Origin of the sequence: Cyanobium sp. T1G-Tous, assembly GCF_024345455.1 — a bacterium.
Lineage (GTDB): Bacteria > Cyanobacteriota > Cyanobacteriia > PCC-6307 > Cyanobiaceae > Cyanobium_A.
Genome location: NZ_JAGQBD010000004.1, coordinates 1 through 20,179, shown reverse-complemented (window position 1 = coordinate 20,179; position 20,179 = coordinate 1). Strand labels below are relative to the sequence as shown.

Below are 20,179 nucleotides of genomic sequence, written 5' to 3'. Positions count from 1 at the left end.
CCCTGATCCAGCCTGGCTGCCGTGAGCGACGCCCCCCGCTACCAACCTCAGGCCCTTGAATCGCGCTGGCAGCAGCGCTGGGAGAGCGTGGCTCAGCACCGCACGCCAGCCAAGCTGGATGGATCCTGCGGCGACAGCTATTACGCCCTGTCGATGTTCCCCTATCCATCGGGGAACCTGCACATGGGTCATGTACGCAATTACGTGATCACCGATGTGATCGCCCGGGTCCAACGTTTACGTGGCAAGCAGGTGCTGCATCCGATGGGTTGGGATGCCTTTGGTTTACCAGCTGAAAATGCGGCCATCGAGCGGGGAATTGAACCCGGCATCTGGACCGATCAAAACATCGCCTCGATGCGGGAGCAGCTGAAGCGGCTTGGCCTCTCCATCGACTGGGATCGAGAGCTGGCTACCTGCCATAGCGACTACTACCGCTGGACCCAGTGGTTATTTCTGCAATTTCTAGATGCTGGTCTCGCTTACCAGAAAGACGCAAGCGTCAACTGGGATCCCATCGACCAAACGGTGCTTGCCAATGAACAGGTGGACGGCGAGGGCCGCTCCTGGCGCTCCGGAGCCCTGGTAGAGAAACGCAAGCTGCGCCAGTGGTTTCTCAAGATCACCGCCTACGCCGACCAACTGCTGGACGATCTGACCAAGCTCGAGGGTTGGCCGGAGCGGGTGCGCACCATGCAGGCCAACTGGATTGGCCGCAGTACGGGCGCCGAGCTGCACTTTGAGGTTGTGGATTCATCTGGTGCTGGCACCGGTGAACAGATCACGGTGTTCACAACTCGCCCAGACACCATCTTTGGCGTCAGCTACTTGGTGCTGGCCCCCGAACACCCCCGGGTAGCTGGGCTGACCACCGCCGAGCAGGAGCTCCACGTGCAGGCCTTCTGTGATCTGGTGAGCCGCCAGAGCGAACTTGAGCGCACGGCCGACGACAAACCCAAACGGGGTGTGCCGATCGGTGCCCGGGTGCGCAACCCAGCCAATGGCGCCCTTATCCCCCTCTGGATCGCCGACTACGTCCTCGCCGACTACGGCACCGGCGCAGTGATGGGGGTCCCTGCCCACGACCAGCGCGACTTTGTATTCGCGCGGCAGTACGAATTGCCGGTGCAGCAGGTGATCATTCCCCAGGGCAGCGACGAGCACGCCTTCGAAGGTGGTGCCTGGACAGAAGCCGGGGTTTTGATCCACTCCGGTTGCTTCGATGGCTTACCAAGCGGTGAAGCCAAAAGGGCGATCACCGAGGCCGCTGCTGGTCAGGGTTGGGGCAATGCCAAGGTGCAGTTCCGTCTGCGCGACTGGCTGATCTCCCGCCAGCGCTACTGGGGCTGTCCGATCCCGGTGATCCACTGCGAGAGCTGCGGTGTGGTGCCCGTACCGGCCGAACAGCTGCCGGTGGAGCTGCCGGTGGGGGCCAACCTTGAGGGCAAAGGCGGATCGCCCCTCGCCCAACTAGATAGCTGGGTGAACGTGGACTGCCCCTGCTGCGGCAAGGCGGCGAAGCGTGAGACCGACACCATGGACACCTTCATGTGCTCCAGCTGGTATTTCCTGCGCTACAGCGATCCCCACAACACGGACCTTCCGTTTACTCGCGAGGCCGTGGACCGCTGGCTGCCGGTTGATCAATACGTGGGTGGCATCGAGCACGCGATCCTCCACCTTCTCTATGCCCGCTTCTTCACCAAAGTGCTGCGCGACCGGGGCCTGCTGGGATTCGATGAACCCTTCACCCACCTACTTACCCAGGGGATGGTTCAGGGCATTACCTACAAGAACCCCCACTCCGGCAAATACATCGCTCCGGGCGATGTTGCCGATCCAAGCGACCCCCGTGATCCAATCAGTGGCGAAGTGCTAGAGACTTTTTACGAAAAAATGTCGAAGTCGAAGTACAACGGCGTCGATCCTGCCCAGGTAATTGATAAGTATGGCGCTGATACGGCCAGGATGTTCATCCTGTTCAAGGCCCCACCGGAAAAAGATCTGGAATGGGATGACGCCGATGTGGAAGGCCAGTTCCGCTTTTTGCAGCGCCTTTGGCGGCTCGTGGATGGAGCCTGCGCCCGGGACTTGCAACTGTCAGCTGTAGGGGGGGGAGTTGAGCTAACTGCGGCCCAGTTTGCCAACACGACCCTGACGGCATCAGAGCTGGAGCTGCGCCGGGCAGTGCACACGGCCATAGCCGAGATCAGCGAAGACCTCGACGGTGAATATCAGTTTAATACCGCCATTTCTGAGTTAATGAAGCTCAGCAATGTGATGGCTGAACATCTAGAGGCGGCCTCTGCACCTGTAGCTAAAGAGGCATTGCACACCTTGCTGGTTCTGTTGGCTCCATTTGCCCCCCACCTGGCGGAGGAGCTTTGGCTGCGTTTGGGCGCCAATCCAGACGAAAACTGCAGCATCCACGCTCAGAGCTGGCCGCAGCCAGACCCTGCAGCCCTAGTGCGCGAAACAATTGACCTGGTTATTCAGGTCAAGGGCAAGATGCGAGGCAGCCTGGCGGTGCCCGCCAACGCTGATAAAGCAACCCTTGAACAGCTGGCACTCAACAGCGAAATCGCACAAAAATGGCTGGAGGGCAAGCCCCCCAGCCGGGTAATCGTGGTGCCTGGAAAGCTGGTGAATCTGGTGCCCTAGAACCACTCAGCCACCGCTTCCTCAGAGGTGTTGACATTGGCGTCCGGGGTTGTGCGGACGAATTCAAGAGTGATGTTGCGCCGTTGTTCGCCGTCAGCTGCTACTGCAGTGATCGGGTACAACTGCTGTCCATCACGGAAGGGAACCTGAAGCCGGAAGGTGCCGTCTTCGCCAAGGGGCACGACTTCGTCGCCAATCCGCAGGGTTGCCGCCGGATCAGTAGCGCCATAAACAATCAATTCGGCGTCGGCTACTAGCCAGAAGGCCCGCTGACGAGTAGCCACACCACCAGCACCTGACTCGTTGCGGCCGCTGGCCCAAAGACCGGCACCGGAAGCATTCAGACCCTGATTGTGGTCGGAATTGGCATCCACCTCGTGGAAAGCCTCGGATCCGCGGCCGACGGCCCGCCAAGTGGTGGTAGCAGCCTGATATACGCGCTCGTGAATACCGGGAGCTGCAGTCGGCATAACGGCTGCACCACTAGCTGCAGCAGGAGCAGCGGCATCTAAGGAGAAGGGCACAAACTGATCAAGGATCTGCTCACTGGGATGGAGGGCAGGTACCCGAGCCACCGAGGAGAAGGCCAATGAACGCCAACCGCCACCAGCAAGCCGGTAGCCAAGTTCAACCCGGTAGTCCCTATCGCTGAGGGGAACAGGCAGATACCACTCGGTGGCATGGCTGTTAACCACTACTTCCTGCATGGTGTGCTGGTGGGCAGCACCAGCACCGAGACCGGTCACATCAACAACTCGGAGTACCAGCTGGCTGGCACCGTCGGCCATTGCCTGGCGGCGGTCGGAGTCGGAGAGCTCCCAAAACACGTAGGCCCACTGGGGATCCCTGGGCAGAAATACAACTGCCGTTTCGGAGGCGGGCCGGGGAGCAGAGCTCATCTCAGCTTCAATGCTGCGCAGACCCGCACCCTCAGGCGCATCGCCTCCGGGCTGGCTAGGTGCGGGCTGGGAGTCTGACCTGCGCTCAATAGCCCGCAACAGCTGATCCTTCAGCATCCGGCTGTAGCGACCGATGCCGAGGTTGCTCGCCATCTGGCGCAGTTGACGCAAGGTCAGGTCGTTGGAGTCGTCATCACCTGACATCGGAAAACCTGACGTAATCATGACTGCTGCTTTCCGAAGAAACTCGGTTGATTTTCAGGGATTCCGGGCCTGTTTCCGGAACCGTGTCAGCAGATCGCCACGCCCGGGGAGCAGGCGGCCCCAGCAGGTATTGCCTGTAAGAGCTGATTCCAGGCGCTCCCCAGCGGGCGCTCAGGGCTACCCCAGACCCAGCTCTGTCAGGGGGAGCAAATCAACCGATCCGCCAAGCAGGGTGGAGGCCATGGCCCTTGGCGACTTGTGTCAATGGATGGCCGGCCCCCTCGCTAGGAGGGTGGTCCGTTCTTAAACAAGGTGCACTCCGTGGACCAATCGATGCGTTGGCTGGGTCTGGTGCTGTGCCTGCTGTGGTTGGGCTGGCGGCTACAGGCCCTGTGGCAGTGGAGTCAGCGGCAATGGCGCCTTGATCCACTCAGTAATGAATTCCAGCAGGAATTGCGCCGCCGCGGCTTAGTCGGGGTTTTGCCTTGAAAACTAAGCGCTGGCTACAAGGCGCTGCCTTAGTAATTGAATGTGGTCGTCAATGAGAGTGCGCGCCTCTTCAAGGCTGGCTACCGATCCCATGGGCATGCCACTGCAGTGCTGAATGCGGTAGGCCTCTGCAGCTGGACAGCGGCTAATCAAGCGCACACTGCAGCCGCGATGTCGCCACTCCGCTATGGCAGAAGAATCAGGCATGGCAAGCACTGCGACCACCGCAATCAACCAAAGCAGGCCTGGGATGGCAAGGGGGAGTGTTGGTGCGAAAACCAGCCTCAGGCTTTCTGGCTGAGCCGCCAAAGCTCGTTGACGGTTTTTCCTGATTCCACAGCTCGCAGACGCTTGACCAGCTCGAACATCTCGGTGCTGGCCAACTCGCCATTTTCCTGCCATTCCAAGCTGCGAGGCTCAAATAATTCCTGGCCTGGCCCGCTGTCTTCTGGGCAATTCATAACTGGTACTCGCGTTTTGCAAGACCCTATGGAATGGATCAGGGGATCGAGACCGGTTCTGATCTTTTTCAATGGAAGATTGTGTGAAGGAACACCCGCCTAGAGGCCGGCCGCAGGCCTAAATAGGCCAATCCCGCTCGAGCTCCGTGGCCCTAGTTCACCGCGACACTCCATATCCCCACTGGGAGTTCGCCAGCGACTCAGGGGATCTGCTGAGGGTGGTGCCTGAGCGCGGCGGTCTGGTGACCGGCTGGCGCTGCAACGGCAAGGAACTGATCTACCTCGATCTTGAACGCTTCCTCGACCCCGCCCAATCAGTGCGGGGCGGTATTCCCATCCTCTTCCCGATCTGCGGCGGCCTGCCTGACAACACCTTGCCCCTACCCCAGGGGAATTTTCCCCTGGCTCAGCACGGCTTCGCCCGGCAGCTGCCATGGCAGTTGAGCGCTCTCGAGGATGGCCAAGGCATCGCCCTGGAGCTCAAAGACAGCGAGAACACCTTGACGAGCTATCCCTTCAGCTTTCTGCTGAGGCTTGAGCTGCGCCTGGTGCCAGGGGCCCTCGAGATCGACACCTCGGTGCACAACCGCAGCCAGGAGCCGATGCCATTCAGCTTCGGCCTCCACCCCTACTTCAATCTCAGCAACCTCAAATCTCCCCGCTTTGAGGGGCTACCGGAGCGCTGCTTAAACCACCTATCAATGGCCGACGCTGACACAGCAGAACAAATCAAGCGAATGGACGACGGCATTGACCTGTTGGTCCGTCCCAGTGGAGACGTCCGCTTGCTGGATCCGGATGCCGGCCTGGCCCTTGATCTGCAGCTCAGCGCCCCGTTCAACATGGTGGTGCTCTGGACCGAACCGCCCCGTCCAATGGTCTGCCTAGAGCCCTGGACTGGACCTCGCCAGGCTCTGATCAGTGGCGATGGCAAACTTGAGATTGGTCCCAGCGAAACCTGCCGGCTGCAGACTCGTTACGCCGTTAGCGCCTGCTAAGCCCCATCAAGTTTGGCGGCCAAAACCGCATCAGCTCTGGTTAGGCCATCCACCTTGTGGGTGTACACCTCAGCGCTTGCGTGACCCCAGCCAAGGCTGAATTCGGCATGGTGACCCTCTGCTTCGCAGATCGCCCCAGCCCGGTTGAGCCAATCGAGCGCCTGCTGAAAATCAGCGAAGCTCCAGGCCTTTTGCAAGTGGTGTCCATCCACAACCAGCCAACCGGGCAACTGGGTCAACAATTCGGCTAGTTCAGCCGCATCCAGGAGCGGCGCCCCATCGCGGCAGGGGAGACAGCTTTCTAGGTGCAGGGCCATGGGAAGTGCTGTTGGCAACAACTAAATCATGGCCCTAGCGAAGCCCGGTTGGCGCGCCGAAGACTTCCTAGGATTGGAATTATCGGATCGATCCATGCCGTATCCCGATTACCCGATTCCGGCGGACGAATCCCAACGCCAAAGGGATTTAGAGCGCTTGGGGGTACTTAACCATCCAGGCGATGAGCATTTCGAGCGGCTGGTGCGGCTCGCCTCGACTGTGCTGGAAACCCCGATCGCGCTCATCTCGCTTGTGGATGGCGACCGCCAGTGGTTCCTTGCCCACCACGGCATAGACAGCACCGAAACGCCGCGGAAGATGGCCTTTTGCGCCCACGCCATTGCCGGTGATGAAACCCTGGTGGTGCCAGATGCCCGCCAGGATCCGCGTTTCTGCACCAATCCCCTGGTTATTCAAGACCCAAAGGTGCGCTTCTACGCAGGCACACCGCTGCAGAGTCGCGACGGCCACAACCTCGGCACCCTGTGCGTGATCGACAGGTTGCCGCGCCACTTCAGCTCCAGCCAGGTGCGACTGCTCGAGGATCTGGCCCAGCTGGTGCTGCGTGAACTTGAACTGCGTCGACTCACCACGGTGAATCCGGTCAGCGCCCTAGCAAACCGAGCAAGCTTCCTGGAGCAAGCTGAGCCTGAGCTACTGCGGGCACGCCAGGCAGGCGAAAACCTGGCCGTGCTGGCCCTGCAGCTCGACCACTTCGACCAGATCAAAAACCGCTGGGGTCTGCAGGCCTCGGATCGGGCGATTATGGACGTTGCCGCCCTGCTGCGCTCCCAGCAATGCGAGCAGGACCTTGTAGGTCAAATCGGCGACCATGAATTCGCCCTGCTGATGGTGAACGTTGACACTGACACAGCCATGGAACGGGCTGATGCCATCCGCGCTGGCATCAACGAGCTGCGGGGAGCCTTTTCGGCCAGCGGCCACCAGCTAACGGCCAGTGGCGGCCTGACCCTGCTGGCCCCCGCCGATCGCCAGCCCCTCGATGCCCTGCTTCGCGCCGAACGGGCCCTATGTCTGGCGCAAGGCAATGGCCAAAACCAGATCGCCGAAATACTGGCTGACCCCCTAGAAGCAGAAAGCGTCCTAGGGTGAACTTATCCACGCCCTCCAGCGGCCAATTCTGAGCCCTGAAATCACCACCTCAGACTTGTTTCAAGCCTGGGCAAATGATGGGTCCTGGCTTATTTGGCATTTCTAAAACAGGTCAATGACCTGACCATTTCGATTTCATCGCATCAAGTTGCGGTGAAATCGGCTGCAGTCGTTTATTGCGAAGGAAACTTCGCGGGGCTCGACGGCAAAACCGCCCACGGACTCGTACGCTTCTGTGAAGCCTTCGAGATTAGGGCAATTATTGACAGCCAATCAGCTGGGAATGATGCAGGTCTGCTACTAGACGGCATCAGCAACGGCATTCCCATCGTGGCTGATCTAGAACAGGCCCTTGCCTTGCCAGGGCCCCGCGCCAGCACCTTCATCTATGGCATGGCGCCTGCAGATGGCCTGTATGGCAAAGAGGATCGTCGGGCGCTGCTGCTGGCCATGGCAGCAGGCCTGAATCTGGTCAGCGGCATGCGCGAATTCCTTAATGACGACAGTGAATTTGCGCTGGCGGCTATTCGTCATCAAGTGTCAATCCGGGATGTGCGTCGTCCACCCTCTTTGAAGGATCTTCGCCTATTCAATGGTTCGATCGCCAAGGCACGCTGCATTCGAATCGCCGTGCTCGGCACCGATGGCGCTATCGGTAAGCGCACCACGGCCACGCTTCTGGTTCAAGCCCTAAACGCCAGTGGTATCCGCGCCGTTTTGGTGAGCACGGGCCAAACCGGATTAATTCAAGGGGGCCTCTATGGCATTCCTCTTGATGCAATTCCGTCGCAGTTTTGCTCAGGGGAGGTGGAGGGTGCAGTGGTGGAGGCCTACTGCACGGAAAAACCTGCCGTGATCGTGATTGAAGGCCAAGGGGCCCTCAGCCATCCCGCCTACCTCTCTTCCGGCTTCATCCTGCGGGGCAGCCAGCCCCAAGCGGTGGTGCTGCAGCACGCGCCAGCACGCCGGCAGCTCAGCGACTTTCCGTTTATGCCGATGCCCACGCCTGCCAGTGAAATTCGCCTGATCGAATCCTTCGCGCCAACGCGGGTAATCGGCCTAACCCTGAACCATGAGGGCATGGATGACGCCGAGGTAAGTGCCGCAATCGCCCTCTATGCCGCCGAGCTCGCCATTCCTGTCACCGATGCGGTGAGCCGTGCACCCTCTGCTCTGGTGGCAATGGTGCTGCGGGCTTTCCCCGAGTTGTGCGGATCAACTGACGGGAAGCTTTGAGCGCACCGCGGCTTGAGATCCATCTCGAGCACCTGCAGCACAACGCCACCACCATGGTGAATCGGCTTGCCCGCCAAGGAATCAAGGTGACCGGGGTCAGCAAGGCAACCCTGGGACTGCCAGAAATTGTGCGCTCCTGGGTGGCGGCAGGGGTGCATTCCATCGGTGAATCGCGAATCGAATCAATCGAATCGCTTAGCCGTTGCGAGCTTGGCGTGCCCCTGCTACTGGTTCGCTCACCGATGCTCAGCCAGGTGGATCGGGTGGTGGCCCATGCGGCGGTTAGCTGCAACAGCGAGGCGGTGGTGCTCAAGGCCTTGGCAGCTGCAGCCCATTGCCAGGGGGTGCGCCACGGAGTGCTGCTGATGGTGGAGTTAGGGGACCTGCGCGAGGGAATTCTCGCGGCAGATCTTGAGGCGATGGTGTTACTAACCCTGGCCCTGCCAAACCTGCTGCTGGTTGGCATCGGCACCAATCTGGGCTGTCAAAACGGCGTTGCACCAGATGAAGCCAATATGGGCGAGCTATCGCGTCTGATCGATGGCCTGGAAAGGCGTTTTGGCATCAGGCTCGAGTGGTGCTCTGGAGGTAATTCGGCCAATCTTCCCTGGCTGACTGGTGGCGGCGATCCGGGCCGCATCAACCACCTGCGACTCGGCGAGGCCCTACTGCTGGGGCGAGAGCCCCTCACCCGCACAGCCATACCAGGGCTGTACACAGATGCCATCACCCTGGTGGCAGAGGTGATCGAGTCCAAGCGCAAGCCAAGCCGTGCCTGGGGAACCCGTCACTGCACCAGTTTTGCCAAAGAGCCAGTTGCTCCCCAAAAACAACCAGACCAAGCCATGGCGATGCGAGCCCTACTTGCCCTGGGCGAACAGGATGCCGACCCGGCCGGTCTTAGTGCCCCTGGGATCAGCATCGAGGGCGCATCCAGCGACCACTTGGTGGTGAGCGGAGCGGCAGAGGCGTTAGTGCCGGGCGATGAACAGCGCTTCCAGATCAGCTACAGCACCCTGCTGCGGTCGATGACATCTCCATTTGTGAGCCGTTGCTTCATCGGAGGACCTGCCTAGGGTTCGCAATTGGTACAGACCCGTTCATGCAGTCGCCCCTTCGCTCAGCTGGCAGTCCCGATGGTCCTGGAGCAACCCTCAGCCTGATTGCGGCCGTATTGGTGGGCATCGCGATTCTGCTCAGCCAAACCGTGTTCATCGTGCCGGCCGGCAACGTGGCTGTAGTCACAACCCTGGGCAAGGTCACCGGTACCCCCCGCAGCCCAGGCGCCAACATCAAGGCTCCCCTGGTGCAGAACACTTCGCTATTTGACGTACGCACCCAGGTGCGACCAGAGCAGTTTTCGACTCTCACTAAGGATCTCCAGGTGATCCAGGCCACTGCCACAGTGAAATACGCCATGAAGCCCGCAGAAGCGGGGCGGATTTACGAGACGATCGCTACCGACGACCAGCAGATCTATCCCCGCGTGATCCAGCCATCGCTACTGAAGGCACTCAAATCAGTCTTTTCGCAATACGAGCTGGTGACTATCGCCACCGAATGGAACTCCATTTCGGAACTGGTGCAGGAGAAGGTGGCGGAGGAGCTGCGTAAGTTTGACTACGTGAGCGTGCAGGGACTCGATCTCACTGGTCTGCAAATCGCCGAGGAATACCGCGCCGCGATTGAACAGAAGCAGATTGCTGAACAGCAGCTGTTGCGCGCCCAAACCGAGGTCTTGATCGCCGAGCAGGAAGCCAAGCGCTACGAAACGCTCAACTCAAGCCTCGATGACCAGGTGCTCTACAAGCTCTTCCTCGACAAGTGGGATGGCCAGACCTCCGTGGTGCCTGCCCTGCCGGGTACTGCTGGGGGGAGCGGCAACTCGGTGATCGTCAACGGACGGCACTGATGCTGGCTGATATCAGTCAGTCTTGAGCAACTGCATAGGCCAGCAATGCCAACTTTCCTCGTTACCGGCAGCAACCGCGGCATCGGCCTCGAGTACTGCAGACAACTACAGGGCCGCGGCGATCAGGTGATCGCCGTCTGCCGCACGCCGTCGCCGGAACTGGAGGCGCTGGGGGTGCGCCTCGAGGCGGGGATCGAGCTCACCGCCGAAGCAGATCTTGATTCTCTGCAGCAACGGCTAGCTGGCCAGCCGCTTGACGGGGTGATCCTCAACGCCGGCATCCTTGAAACCAACCGCCTGGAGCATCTCGACAGCGACAGCCTCAGGCGCCAGTTTGAGGTGAATGCCATGGCGCCCCTGCTGCTCGTGGCCGCCCTGCTGCCGAATCTGCAGCCCGGTTCCAAACTGGCGCTGATGACCAGCCGCATGGGCTCGATTGACGACAACAGCTCCGGCTCCTCCTACGGCTACCGGATGTCAAAGGTGGCGCTGAACATGGCGGGGCGATCCCTGGCGATCGACCTGCGACCCCGCGGCATCGCCGTGGCACTGCTGCACCCGGGGCTGGTGAGCACCCGCATGGTCAACTTCAACCCCCAGGGCATCAGCCCCGAGGAGGCGGTGCGGGGCCTGCTGGCCCGGATTGATGCTCTCAGCCTGGCAACCAGCGGTGGCTTCTGGCACGCCAACGGCACGCTGCTGCCTTGGTAATGCCGCTCAAGCACCCAGGCTGACGACGCCGCGCCGGTGAATCTCGCTGGCGTAGTCGGTCCAGACCCCCTGGCCCCAGTAGCGAAAGCAGCTGGTTTCCAGCAGCAGCAAATGCAGCAGCGCTTGCTGGTAGGACTGAGTATGGGTAACTGAGGGATCGGCCGCCACCAGGGGATCGAAATGCTGGTGAAAGGCAACGCTGAGGCTGGTCATCGGCTCCAACACGTTGGAGTAGCCCTCTACCCAGCTGAGGTTGTTGGTCCAGGAGGCACCGGCCATCGAGAAGGAGGAATCACGGGCCTGGAGCTCGGCGATGGCCACCTCCACATTTGCAGCGCTGGGTGAGTCGCCCAGCTGCTGCCAAAGCTTGTGTTGCTGCACCGCCTGAATCGGCGGATAGTCGCCGGCAGACACACCGGCGGCCTCAAGCATCTCGAGATATTCGCTGCCATTAATCGCCACCGTGCCAGCGCCACCACCCTCGGCGGCGATGCGCTGATGAGCCTGGATGAAGGCCTGGGGGAATTCGTTCATCATCACGCCACCGTTCTCGCCATCGGCGATCTGGGAGACGAGGGCCGGCACAGACACGCCGCCAAGCAGTATGGGGCCACGCCCCAGGGCTTCGTAATAGGGCTGCATCTGACCCACCAGCTTGGTGTCGGAGCCCTGCGTTTTGATCAGCGCCGTGATTGACGCCACCTCACCACTGGAGCTGCGTGCCACCAATTGGTTGGGCACCAGTTTCTGCTCCTGGCTGAGGGCGGAACCATCGGGATTCTCAACGCTGTGCTCCTGCACAAGCAGCCAGCGGTAGCCGCACTCCCGCAGGGCCTTGATGAATTCGTAAAGCGTGTCTGGGTGGTTGGGCAGATGCATCTCCGGTGGCGAGAACCCCTTCACCCGCTGCAAGGCAGCATCACCAAACATCGCCGCAAAGTGATGCTGCCAGGCCAGGATCTGCAGCTTGAGATCGGGGATTGGCGTGGAGGGGGCCACGGCATGGCTCCAAAAGGTGCCGAGCCACTCCACATGGGGTTGAAGGGCATGATCACAGGCCAGCCGCTGCAACGCCTCGAGGATGTCTTGGCGACCCATCTGCTGGAATCCCCACAGCAAATTGCCGGAGAAATCCAGCATGATCCGCGGATTGGCGCCCTCAGCAATCAACTGGGGGATGATGTCAGCCAAACGCCGATAGCAATGGGCGAAGGCTTCAGCGTTGTGGTTGTCCCCCTCTCCGGGATGCTCAACCATGTATTGGAGGTGGGAGATCAGCTCTCCATTGGCACCGGCTGGAATCGTGGGCTGGTGCATGTGCAGGGCACAGGCGAAGCCTGAACGAAGCTGCTCCAACTCCAGATTGGTGGTGGGCAGAAATACCGGCTGCTGCTGCTGCTGCACCAGGGCGAGGATTTCAGCTTCGCGGCCAGCGATCGGCGGCAGGGAAGGGTTGCTCACAGGTTTGAGATAGTCAAAGCGTGGCAATGCGCTGGCGAATCAGCGGCACTGAGGAACTTGCAAGTTGCTGCGAAAGGATGGTTTGACCGCGCTCCCAAGCAGATCTACGCGATAAAAGCTCCAAATCATCAAACCACGCCGATTTTGTCATCTGACCAACATGGAGGCGTATGTGATAGACATAATCAGAAATTAGTACGCCTGCAGCACTACTTGTAACCGCGATCATCATGCCTACATCTTCACCTTGTGGCAGGCCCATCCAGCCACCGACTCGCTTGAGCAGGGCGGCCTGCACAAGCAGGGTGGTTGGCCCCAGGGGAATGCTGTCATGGGGGGATGGCCAGGCTCGCCAAACATCACCTGCCAGACATGGCCCAGCGGCCACAATTGCAGGATCATTTTTGAGATCGTCAGTGCAATAACCGGCCGCCCACAGGGCCCCTGCCTGGCCATTAATTGCGGCCAGGCGCTTGTCGATGGAATGGGGGTAAAGCCAGTCGTCGTCGTCGGCGCTGGTGATCCACTCCCCCCCAGCAACAAGCAGGCCAAGATTGCGAGCAGCCGCCTGACCAATCGGCCGGGCAGAAGCAATCACAGTGGCGTTGGCTGCAAGCTCGGCAGGCAGGGCTTCGAGGTCGTTGCCATCAACGACAATCACATGTTCGATATTGCAGCTATTATCAGCCAGACTGCGATTTAGGTTGCTCAGCATAGACAATCGATCGGGCAAAAGCCTGGTCGGAGTAATGACGCTAACGGTCGTCAAATTAGTTGAATTATTGCGAGCCCATCCATCCTAGTCGACTCTGGAGACACTAAGACCGTTGCTCACTGCCCAAATAGGCAAAATCCGAAAGATTTGAGCATGAAACTGATCAAATCAAATTTTCAAAAAACATGAGCGCAATGGCCCTCAGCACGGATGTCGCCCTGGGACTTTGCTCACCACGGAGCCTGCGGCATCCTGGGTTCAGCCCTTGATCTACCCGCGGTGGACACTGCCCAGCTGCGCGCCTTGTTCAACAAGCCCTACGGCGCCCCCGGCCCAAGCGAAGCGCAATGGCGGCAGCTTTACGCCGAGGACGTGCACTTCAGCGATCCCACCCAGGAGCGAGATGGCATTTCGGCTTACATCAAAGCCCAGGAGGGCCTGCTGAAGCGCTGTGACGACACCTACCTCACCCCCGGCGCGATCGCGATTGAAGCCAATTCGGCCTTTGTGGAGTGGGAGATGGGTCTGAAGATCAAGGGCATTGAGTTTGTGTATCCAGGCACCTCCCGGCTGCTGCTCAACAGCGAGGGCAAGATCTGCGACCACCGCGACTATTTCGACTTCGTGGGCCCCACCTTCGGGCCGGTGCCTGTGCTCGGTGGCTTTGTGCGCTGGCTTTACAAGCGCTTTGTGGGCTGAGGCAGCAGCAGGAACCGTGATGCGCCCTTTCTCCACACTCGCTCTGCTCGCTCTGGCTACGGGGCTGTTCGGCTGCGGCACCAACAAGCACCCCAAACCAGGACCGGCCGGCGTTACTGGTCCCATCCGAATCGAGCTCGACCCAAAGGATCCCTCCAGGAGCTTCGGGGTGTTGCCACGGGGCGAGGACCGCACCATTTTTAAGGTGGGCTTCGGCCGCAACGGCATCACCTGCGCCGGCAGCCGCTTCGAGGAGGGCTACACACCCCTGGGCCGCTTCCGGGTGAATGCCATCCTCAGCGGCAACACCTTTGTGATGGATCCCGCCCTGATCGCCAAGTCAGGCAAGAGCGAGGCCGAGCTGCGCAAAATGCTTTTTGGCAACATGAACGCCATCGACTTCGACGGCGATGGCGAAAGCGGCGAATACGGCAGCGGCTACGTGAGCCTGGAGCCGGTGGACAGCGTCAAGCAGCCCTTCGCTTTCAACACCTATGACGGCAAATTTCGCTGGTACAGCTTCGCCATTCACGGCAGCAACAACGACAACCGCATCGGCCAGAAGGTGACCGGCGGCTGCGTGAACGTGGCCGGACCAGATTTGAAGCTCCTGCTCTCGGCCGTGAAGCTTGGCGATCAGGTGGTGATCAACGCCACTGGCGGCAAGTGTGTTCACGACGAACAGCTGTAGTGCGACACCCCACCGGCGTTGAAGAACTCCCTGGGCTTGAGGCGGTCGTAGGTTGCCGCCAGCTCTAGGGAAGGTTCCTCGTAGGGATGGCTGAATACGGCCTGCAGCTCCTGGATCAGGCTGGTGTCACCCTGCTCCGCCTGTTGATAAGCGGGCGCAACCAACCACTCGCGCCAGGTGATGGCTGGGTTGCAGCGTTTCATCGCAGCTGATGTCTCGAGCAGGTCGCCAATCTGGGCACGCCAACGCTCCAGCCAGCCGCTCCATGCCGCATCGAGGCCTTCCGAACACGGCTCATAAAAGCTCTGCTTGAGGGCTGAGAGGTGCTCGGGGGTGGTGGCAGGAAGCTCCGACAACTTCCGGAAGAAGATCGTGTAATCGGCCTGGGAGCGCAGCATCAGCTCCAGCAGCTCGTTCACCAGGGCGGCATCAGGGGCGGCCAGGCCCAGTTTGCGGGCCCACATCGCCTCGAGCTCCTGGTTCATCGCGCCGGCAAAGCCGTCGCGGATGGAATCCAGCTGCGCCAGGGCCTCGCTGTTGTCAGACAGCAGCGGCCGCAGGGCCGACCAGAACATCTGGTAATTAGCTCCGGCCGCCAGCGGTTGGTTGAAGAAGCTGAAGTGCTCGCCGCCACCGGTCCAGGGCTGGAAGCCGGGATCGAAGCGTTCACAGAAACCAAACGGGCCGTAGTCGAGGGTGTAACCACCGGCGGCGCAGTTGTCGCTGTTGAAATTGCCCTGGCAGTAGCCCACCCGCATCCAGTGGGCCACAAGGGCGATGAGCCGCGTGCGAAACAAGCGCGCCAGCTCCAGCACCTGGTCGCTGAACGCCAGCCTCGGATCGATCTCCGGCCGGTAATTGCGCTCAATCAGATGGGCCACGATCAGGCGCAGCTCGTTCAGCGCCTCCGGATGGGCCTGGCGGCGAACGCGGCGGGCAAACAGCTCCAGCTGGCCCACCCGCAGAAACGATGGCGCCACTCGGGTTGTGATCGCCGCTGGGTTATCGACCAGCACGTCGGGATCAAAGGACCGGGAACCCGGGGTGTACCAGGGCCGGCGAACGGTTTCAGCGCCAGACCCATAGAGGGTCAAGGAGCGGGAGGTGGGAACCCCCAGGGCGTGCATGAACTCCTGGACCAGAAATTCGCGCACGCTGGAGCGCAACACAGCCCGACCATCGGCGCCGCGGCAGTAGGGCGTGGGGCCGCCGCCCTTGAGCTGCAGCTCCCAGCGCTGGCCATTGAACACGCCTTCAAACACGGAAATGGCCCGACCATCGCCATAGCCGTTGCCGGTGCCAAACGGACACTGCTGGATGTATTCAGCGCCGTAGATCGAGAGGGCATAGCCGGTGGCCCAGCCGTAGGGGCGCATCGGCTGCCGCGCCACGCTGATGTCGCCGGAAAACAGCCGCAGGAAGGCCTCATCGTGGGCCAGGGCGTCGTTCAGGCCCAGCACCTGGAACAGGGCGGAGCTGTGCGCCAGGTAGGCGGGCACGGGCAGGGGCGTGGGTGTGACCGGCACGTAATGGCCTGAAAAAACCTGGCGGGGCCGGTGATCGTGGCCATCCAGCGTGGCCTGGGGATCTGGCTGCAAGCCCTCCAGCAGCGAATAATCAGCCCGTTGCGCGAACTCAGCGAAGGATGTGATCGGTGTAGTGGTCACGGTGCTCGCGGGTTCTCGCCGAGAGGTATCAATCGAGGCTAGGGATGGAGGCTTAAGCCCGAGGGCCTATCTCCACTTACTAAGGTCGATTGCTTTGCTGCCGCGAGCGAGAGGGGCGATGCCGGATCTAATCGTGATCGGCAGTGGCCTGGGGGGCCTTTGTGCCGCCGCCATCGCCTCGCGTCACGGGCTAGAGGTGCAGGTGCTGGAGGCCCACAGCCAGCCCGGCGGCGCCGCCCATGGTTTTCGACGGGGACCCTTCCACTTCGAGTCTGGCCCATCGCTTTGGAGCGGGCTGGGTCGCTGGCCTAGTGCCAACCCCCTGGCCCAGGTGCTGCGGGCCGTGGGTGAAAGCGTGCCGGTGGTGCACTACTCGGAGTGGGGCCTGCTGTTGCCCGAGGGCAATCTTCGGATTGGCGTGGGTTTGGATCCATTTTTGGAGGTGCTCCGCAGCCTGCGGGGGCCAGCGGTTGCCACTGAATGGCAGGACTTTTTGGTGGCAATGCCCCCGTTTTGCCGAGCCGCCGGATCGCTGCCGCTGTTGGCCCTGCGCCCCGGCGCTGGCGTTCTCACCACTCTTGGCAGCCAGGGTTGGGAACTAATCGGCCAGGCGGGCAAGCTGGCAGCGCTGGGCGGAGCTTTTGGGCCTATTGCCCGCCGCCATCTGCGCGATCCCTTTCTGCTCCATTGGGTGGAGATGCTGTGTTTTTTAATCTCCGGCCTGGAGCCTGATCAGACCAGTGCCGCCGCCATGGCCACCCTGTTTGGCGAGTGGTTTGAGCCCGATGCAGGGTTGGACTACCCATTAGGGGGCAGCCCCGCCGTGGTGGACGCATTGGTGCGGGGCATCCGCCGCCATGGGGGCGAGCTGCGCACGGGCGCGGCTGTTGCTGAAATCGAACTGTCGGGGGGGCGAGCCACGGGGGTGCGCCTGGTCAGCGGCGAACGGCTGCACGCCCGCCACGGAGTTATTAGTAATGCCAGCCCATGGGATACGGCCGCCCTGCTGGGTAAGGGCAGTGCCCCGGAGCGCTGGCGCCAGAAGCTTCTGGCTGCGCCGGCTTGTCCCAGTTTTCTGCACTGGCACCAGGCTTTCAAAGATCAGGGCCTGGCCGAGCTGCCGATCCACCATGTGTGGGTGGGGGATTGGCAGCGGGGCATCAGGGCTGAGCGCAATATGGTGGTTCTATCGATGCCTTCGCGGCTGGATCCCTCCCTGGCGCCGCCGGGCCACCAGGTGTTGCACGGCTACACGCCAGCCAACGAACCCTGGGAGCTCTGGAAGGATCTGGAGCGGGGCAGCCCCGCCTATGAGCAGCTGCGCCGCGAGCGTTGCGATGTGTTCCATGGCGTTTTCGATCAACTGGTGCCCGATTGGCGCGAGCGCGTGGTGCTTGAGCTGCAGGGAACCCCCCTGAGCCATCGCGATTTTCTGCGGGTGCACCAGGGCAGCTATGGCCCCGCCTGGCCCGCCAACCGCGGAGCCTTCCCCGGCGGCGGCACCCCGATCAAAGGCTTGGCGCTCTGTGGTGCGGGCGTATTCCCTGGAATTGGCGTGCCGCCTGTAGCCGTGAGCGGAGCCATGGCGGCCCACCGCTTTGTGCCCGCTGCGGCCCAACGGCGCTTGCTGGAGGAGCTGGAGCTGGTGCGCTGAAGCCTGACTACTTACTGACTACCCCGTGGTGGGCACCTATTACCTCGGGCCCAACTCCCTCTGCCTTGGTGATGATCTAGGAGCTGGTGGAGGGGCCAACCCCGTGAAGGTGGTGCCATTGCGGCTGCAGTCCCCGGGATAGGCTCAGCCAGAAGCCTGCAACTTTGTCGTTTGTGAAGCTATCGCTGCCAATTGATGCGGATGCGTCTAAGCGATCGTCAGGCCACGACTTGGAATGATTGTGACAAGAGAAAAATCGGTACTCTGTTTTGGCGACTCGAATACTTGGGGATATGTACCCCTCACTGCAGGTCGCCTTCTGCGCAGGGAACGATGGCCCGGAGTTCTGCAAGAATCGCTAGGAGAGTCGTATTACGTTATTGAAGAGGGTCTCAATGGGAGGTCTACTGTTTTCGATGAACCGTATCGAGACGGTCGAAATGCTCGCACCACAATACTGGCCGTTCTCGAAAGCCATGCGCCGCTTGATCTGTTAATAATAATGCTTGGCACTAATGATTTAAAGCACCACCTAAATGCATCGGCTCACGAATCAGCAAGGGGCATTAGTACACTCTTGCAGATAGCAACCAATAGCACCACCAGCTTCAGCAAGGGTGCACCAAAGATTTTAGTGATCGCGCCACCAAGGTTTGGAAATATGTCCGAGCTCATGACCCATCATTTCAAGGATGCAATAACTCGTTCCGCTGAGCTGCCTGCTCAATACGAGCAGTCATGCGCCCAATATGACTGCAGCTTTATCGACAGTAATCAGGTAGTTGCCGTAGCAGGAGATGGGATTCACTTGGATGCCCATGGACATCGCAAATTGGCCTTAGCACTTGTGCCGGTAGTGAAGGATTTAATAGGTGATGCAGCCTGATATGGCAATGGGGAGACCTGCGAATTCTTGCGCTGACTGTGGGACCGGGAATACGGGAACAGGTACTCCCAAAACCCGCCACCGCTTGAAAAGCGACGTACTTATAAGTTGAGGGGAGAATAGGGAGCCAACCTGAGCCGGTGTACGCAACGGAGGTACGAATGTTTCATCAGAGTGAACGCGATGAGGCAGCTCGAGCGTCATCCCGTAACAGCAGAGAGCGATACGCCAGTTTTATTTCCCGCCCTTACCTCACCGGGCTGCATAACCCGGGTCTGGATCACAACTGAGAAGGTCAAGCCCCGAGCATGTCTCCTCCCAAACGTGATTCCTATTCCTTTCCAGCCAGGCTCCAGACAGGTGATGCGTGAAACAACAGACACCCGACCGGCAAACCTTGGGTGAGCAGGCGCCCTCCACGGGGCGCCTTCCTGTTGGGGTGACAATCAACAGAGCAACGTTCATATCTCTGACAACTTCCCGATCGCCCCCTGCAAATCCGCCCCTACAACCCGGCCGACTGGCCAGCGGTATGGGCACTGCTGGCAGCGAAATGGCTTTCAAGTGGTCGGCACCCTGCCGGGAGCATTTCTCCACCCCCTCTGCCAGGAAAGATGACGCCTCTCCATCTCGACCACTTTTTCCACCAGGGGGCTTGATGGAGCAGAGCAATGCGTCGCTACAGCGAGGCCGTCAAAGCTGACGTAAGGAGGCGGATGAGTCCGCCGCACAGGCAGAGCGTGGCCCAGATCTCAGCAGAGCTGGGCATTCACGTGGTCACGCTCTACAACTGGAGGAAGACCTGGCGTCTGCAAGGAGAGGTGGTGCCTGCATCCGAGAAGGATCCTGAGGGCTGGGGTGCCACCGACAAGTTCACGGTGGTCTTGGAAACAGCTGGACTGAACGCCACCGAACTCAGCGCCTATTGCCGTGAACGGGGTTTGTATCCGGAGCAGGTGGAACGGTGGCGCCAGGCATCCCAGGATGCCAATGAAAATCTAGTGCTCACCTTGACAGAGCAGAAGGATCTAGACCGACGCCATCAGCAGGACCAGCGAGAAATCAAACAGCTCTAGCCGAAGGCTTCTCCGATGTCAGGCGACAGCGAAAACTGGTCCAGATGCGACACGAAATCTGGCCCCCCTCTGCGAGCCACTGACCAGGCCCAGCGCCATGACCAGGGTGCTGTCACCTCTGGAGCAGAGCTCCCGGGATGCGGCGTTGGAAACACCAGAGGATGTCCAGATGATCCTTGGCCTCTCCGCAGCTGGGTGGGTCCGCAGGCGGATCGCCAAGGAGCTGGGCTGCTCGCCTGAAACCGTCCGTAAGTACCGGCGGCAGGGAGGCTGGGAGGCCTACGGCAAACCCCGGCGGAACGGCGTTCTCGATGGTCAGTGCGACTGG

21 protein-coding genes are annotated in these 20,179 nt (G+C 60.8%); 14 read left to right on the top strand and 7 right to left on the bottom strand.

The annotated features are described in order from the left end of the window. Window positions 1-21: 21 nt before the first annotated feature. The gene (leuS, locus tag KBY75_RS03900; protein WP_396097920.1) at window positions 22-2,661 is read left to right on the top strand and encodes a leucine--tRNA ligase; all 2,640 of its coding nucleotides are present in this window, start codon (window positions 22-24) and stop codon (window positions 2,659-2,661) included. On the opposite strand, the gene KBY75_RS03895 is transcribed toward leuS, so the two are convergent. After that, entirely contained in the window at window positions 2,658-3,764 is a 1,107-nt protein-coding gene (locus KBY75_RS03895) for a DUF4912 domain-containing protein (RefSeq protein ID WP_255023042.1), read from the bottom strand. The two genes, leuS and KBY75_RS03895, sit on opposite strands and share 4 nt — an antisense overlap. 333 nt (window positions 3,765-4,097) lie before the next feature. Here KBY75_RS03895 and KBY75_RS03890 point away from each other — a divergent pair, with 333 nt between their 5' ends. Then, window positions 4,098-4,253: a hypothetical protein gene (locus KBY75_RS03890; RefSeq protein WP_255023041.1), complete on the top strand. Its 156-nt coding sequence runs from the start codon at window positions 4,098-4,100 to the stop codon at window positions 4,251-4,253. A gap of 3 nt (window positions 4,254-4,256) precedes the next feature. On the opposite strand, the gene KBY75_RS03885 is transcribed toward KBY75_RS03890, so the two are convergent. Then, window positions 4,257-4,460 carry a hypothetical protein gene (locus KBY75_RS03885; protein ID WP_254941626.1) on the bottom strand — a complete coding sequence of 68 codons (204 nt, stop codon included), beginning with the start codon at window positions 4,458-4,460 and terminating at the stop codon, window positions 4,257-4,259. A 77-nt stretch (window positions 4,461-4,537) separates the two neighbouring features. Next, a complete protein-coding gene (locus KBY75_RS03880; protein WP_255023040.1) occupies window positions 4,538-4,660 on the bottom strand; it encodes a hypothetical protein in 123 nt (40 codons plus the stop codon). A gap of 200 nt (window positions 4,661-4,860) precedes the next feature. Here KBY75_RS03880 and KBY75_RS03875 point away from each other — a divergent pair, with 200 nt between their 5' ends. After that, window positions 4,861-5,712 carry a galactose mutarotase gene (locus tag KBY75_RS03875; protein ID WP_255023039.1) on the top strand — a complete coding sequence of 284 codons (852 nt, stop codon included), beginning with the start codon at window positions 4,861-4,863 and terminating at the stop codon, window positions 5,710-5,712. Here the strand turns inward: KBY75_RS03875 and KBY75_RS03870 are convergent. Then, on the bottom strand, window positions 5,709-6,029 hold the full coding sequence (locus tag KBY75_RS03870; protein ID WP_254929196.1) for a 4a-hydroxytetrahydrobiopterin dehydratase: 321 nt from the start codon (window positions 6,027-6,029) through the stop codon (window positions 5,709-5,711). The genes KBY75_RS03875 and KBY75_RS03870 overlap by 4 nt on opposite strands. A 94-nt stretch (window positions 6,030-6,123) precedes the next feature. Between KBY75_RS03870 and KBY75_RS03865 the strand changes: the two genes are divergently transcribed. From KBY75_RS03865 to KBY75_RS03845, 5 genes are all read left to right on the top strand, one after another. Next, window positions 6,124-7,143: a GGDEF domain-containing protein gene (locus tag KBY75_RS03865; RefSeq protein ID WP_255023038.1), complete on the top strand. Its 1,020-nt coding sequence runs from the start codon at window positions 6,124-6,126 to the stop codon at window positions 7,141-7,143. 153 nt (window positions 7,144-7,296) lie between these two features. Continuing rightward, entirely contained in the window at window positions 7,297-8,379 is a 1,083-nt protein-coding gene (locus KBY75_RS03860) for a DUF1611 domain-containing protein (protein ID WP_255023037.1), read from the top strand. Further along, window positions 8,376-9,455 carry an alanine/ornithine racemase family PLP-dependent enzyme gene (locus tag KBY75_RS03855; RefSeq protein ID WP_255023036.1) on the top strand — a complete coding sequence of 360 codons (1,080 nt, stop codon included), beginning with the start codon at window positions 8,376-8,378 and terminating at the stop codon, window positions 9,453-9,455. The genes KBY75_RS03860 and KBY75_RS03855 overlap by 4 nt, the downstream gene beginning before the upstream one ends. A gap of 26 nt (window positions 9,456-9,481) precedes the next feature. Continuing rightward, window positions 9,482-10,291 (top strand): prohibitin family protein, encoded by an 810-nt coding sequence (locus tag KBY75_RS03850; protein WP_255023035.1) that lies wholly within the window; start codon window positions 9,482-9,484, stop codon window positions 10,289-10,291. 45 nt (window positions 10,292-10,336) lie between these two features. Next, window positions 10,337-11,002: an SDR family oxidoreductase gene (locus KBY75_RS03845; RefSeq protein ID WP_254936736.1), complete on the top strand. Its 666-nt coding sequence runs from the start codon at window positions 10,337-10,339 to the stop codon at window positions 11,000-11,002. A 6-nt stretch (window positions 11,003-11,008) separates the two neighbouring features. Here the strand turns inward: KBY75_RS03845 and KBY75_RS03840 are convergent, their stop codons facing one another. Beyond that, window positions 11,009-12,463 (bottom strand): glycosyl hydrolase family 57, encoded by a 1,455-nt coding sequence (locus KBY75_RS03840; protein WP_255023034.1) that lies wholly within the window; start codon window positions 12,461-12,463, stop codon window positions 11,009-11,011. A gap of 13 nt (window positions 12,464-12,476) precedes the next feature. Beyond that, window positions 12,477-13,178, bottom strand: a complete 702-nt coding sequence (locus KBY75_RS03835; protein ID WP_255023033.1) for a glycosyltransferase — start codon at window positions 13,176-13,178, stop codon at window positions 12,477-12,479. A 279-nt stretch (window positions 13,179-13,457) separates the two neighbouring features. On the opposite strand from KBY75_RS03835, the gene KBY75_RS03830 reads away from it, so the two are divergent. Together KBY75_RS03830 and KBY75_RS03825 are read left to right on the top strand one after the other, a co-directional pair. After that, window positions 13,458-13,877, top strand: a complete 420-nt coding sequence (locus KBY75_RS03830) for a nuclear transport factor 2 family protein (RefSeq protein WP_255023124.1) — start codon at window positions 13,458-13,460, stop codon at window positions 13,875-13,877. A gap of 19 nt (window positions 13,878-13,896) precedes the next feature. Further along, the gene (locus KBY75_RS03825) at window positions 13,897-14,568 is read left to right on the top strand and encodes a L,D-transpeptidase (RefSeq protein WP_255023032.1); all 672 of its coding nucleotides are present in this window, start codon (window positions 13,897-13,899) and stop codon (window positions 14,566-14,568) included. On the opposite strand, the gene KBY75_RS03820 is transcribed toward KBY75_RS03825, so the two are convergent. Next, a complete protein-coding gene (locus KBY75_RS03820; RefSeq protein ID WP_255023031.1) occupies window positions 14,550-16,235 on the bottom strand; it encodes a protein adenylyltransferase SelO family protein in 1,686 nt (561 codons plus the stop codon). The genes KBY75_RS03825 and KBY75_RS03820 overlap by 19 nt on opposite strands. Window positions 16,236-16,353: 118 nt before the next feature. Between KBY75_RS03820 and KBY75_RS03815 the strand changes: the two genes are divergently transcribed. The 4 genes from KBY75_RS03815 to KBY75_RS03800 all read left to right on the top strand — a co-directional run. Next, on the top strand, window positions 16,354-17,889 hold the full coding sequence (locus KBY75_RS03815; RefSeq protein ID WP_255023030.1) for an NAD(P)/FAD-dependent oxidoreductase: 1,536 nt from the start codon (window positions 16,354-16,356) through the stop codon (window positions 17,887-17,889). A gap of 235 nt (window positions 17,890-18,124) precedes the next feature. Beyond that, entirely contained in the window at window positions 18,125-18,775 is a 651-nt protein-coding gene (locus KBY75_RS03810; RefSeq protein ID WP_255023029.1) for an SGNH/GDSL hydrolase family protein, read from the top strand. A 671-nt stretch (window positions 18,776-19,446) separates the two neighbouring features. Continuing rightward, window positions 19,447-19,851, top strand: coding sequence for a transposase (locus KBY75_RS03805; protein WP_255023028.1), 405 nt, complete (start codon window positions 19,447-19,449; stop codon window positions 19,849-19,851). 97 nt (window positions 19,852-19,948) lie between these two features. Then, the coding region (locus tag KBY75_RS03800; protein ID WP_255023027.1) for a helix-turn-helix domain-containing protein at window positions 19,949-20,179 on the top strand (231 nt) is incomplete at its 3' end.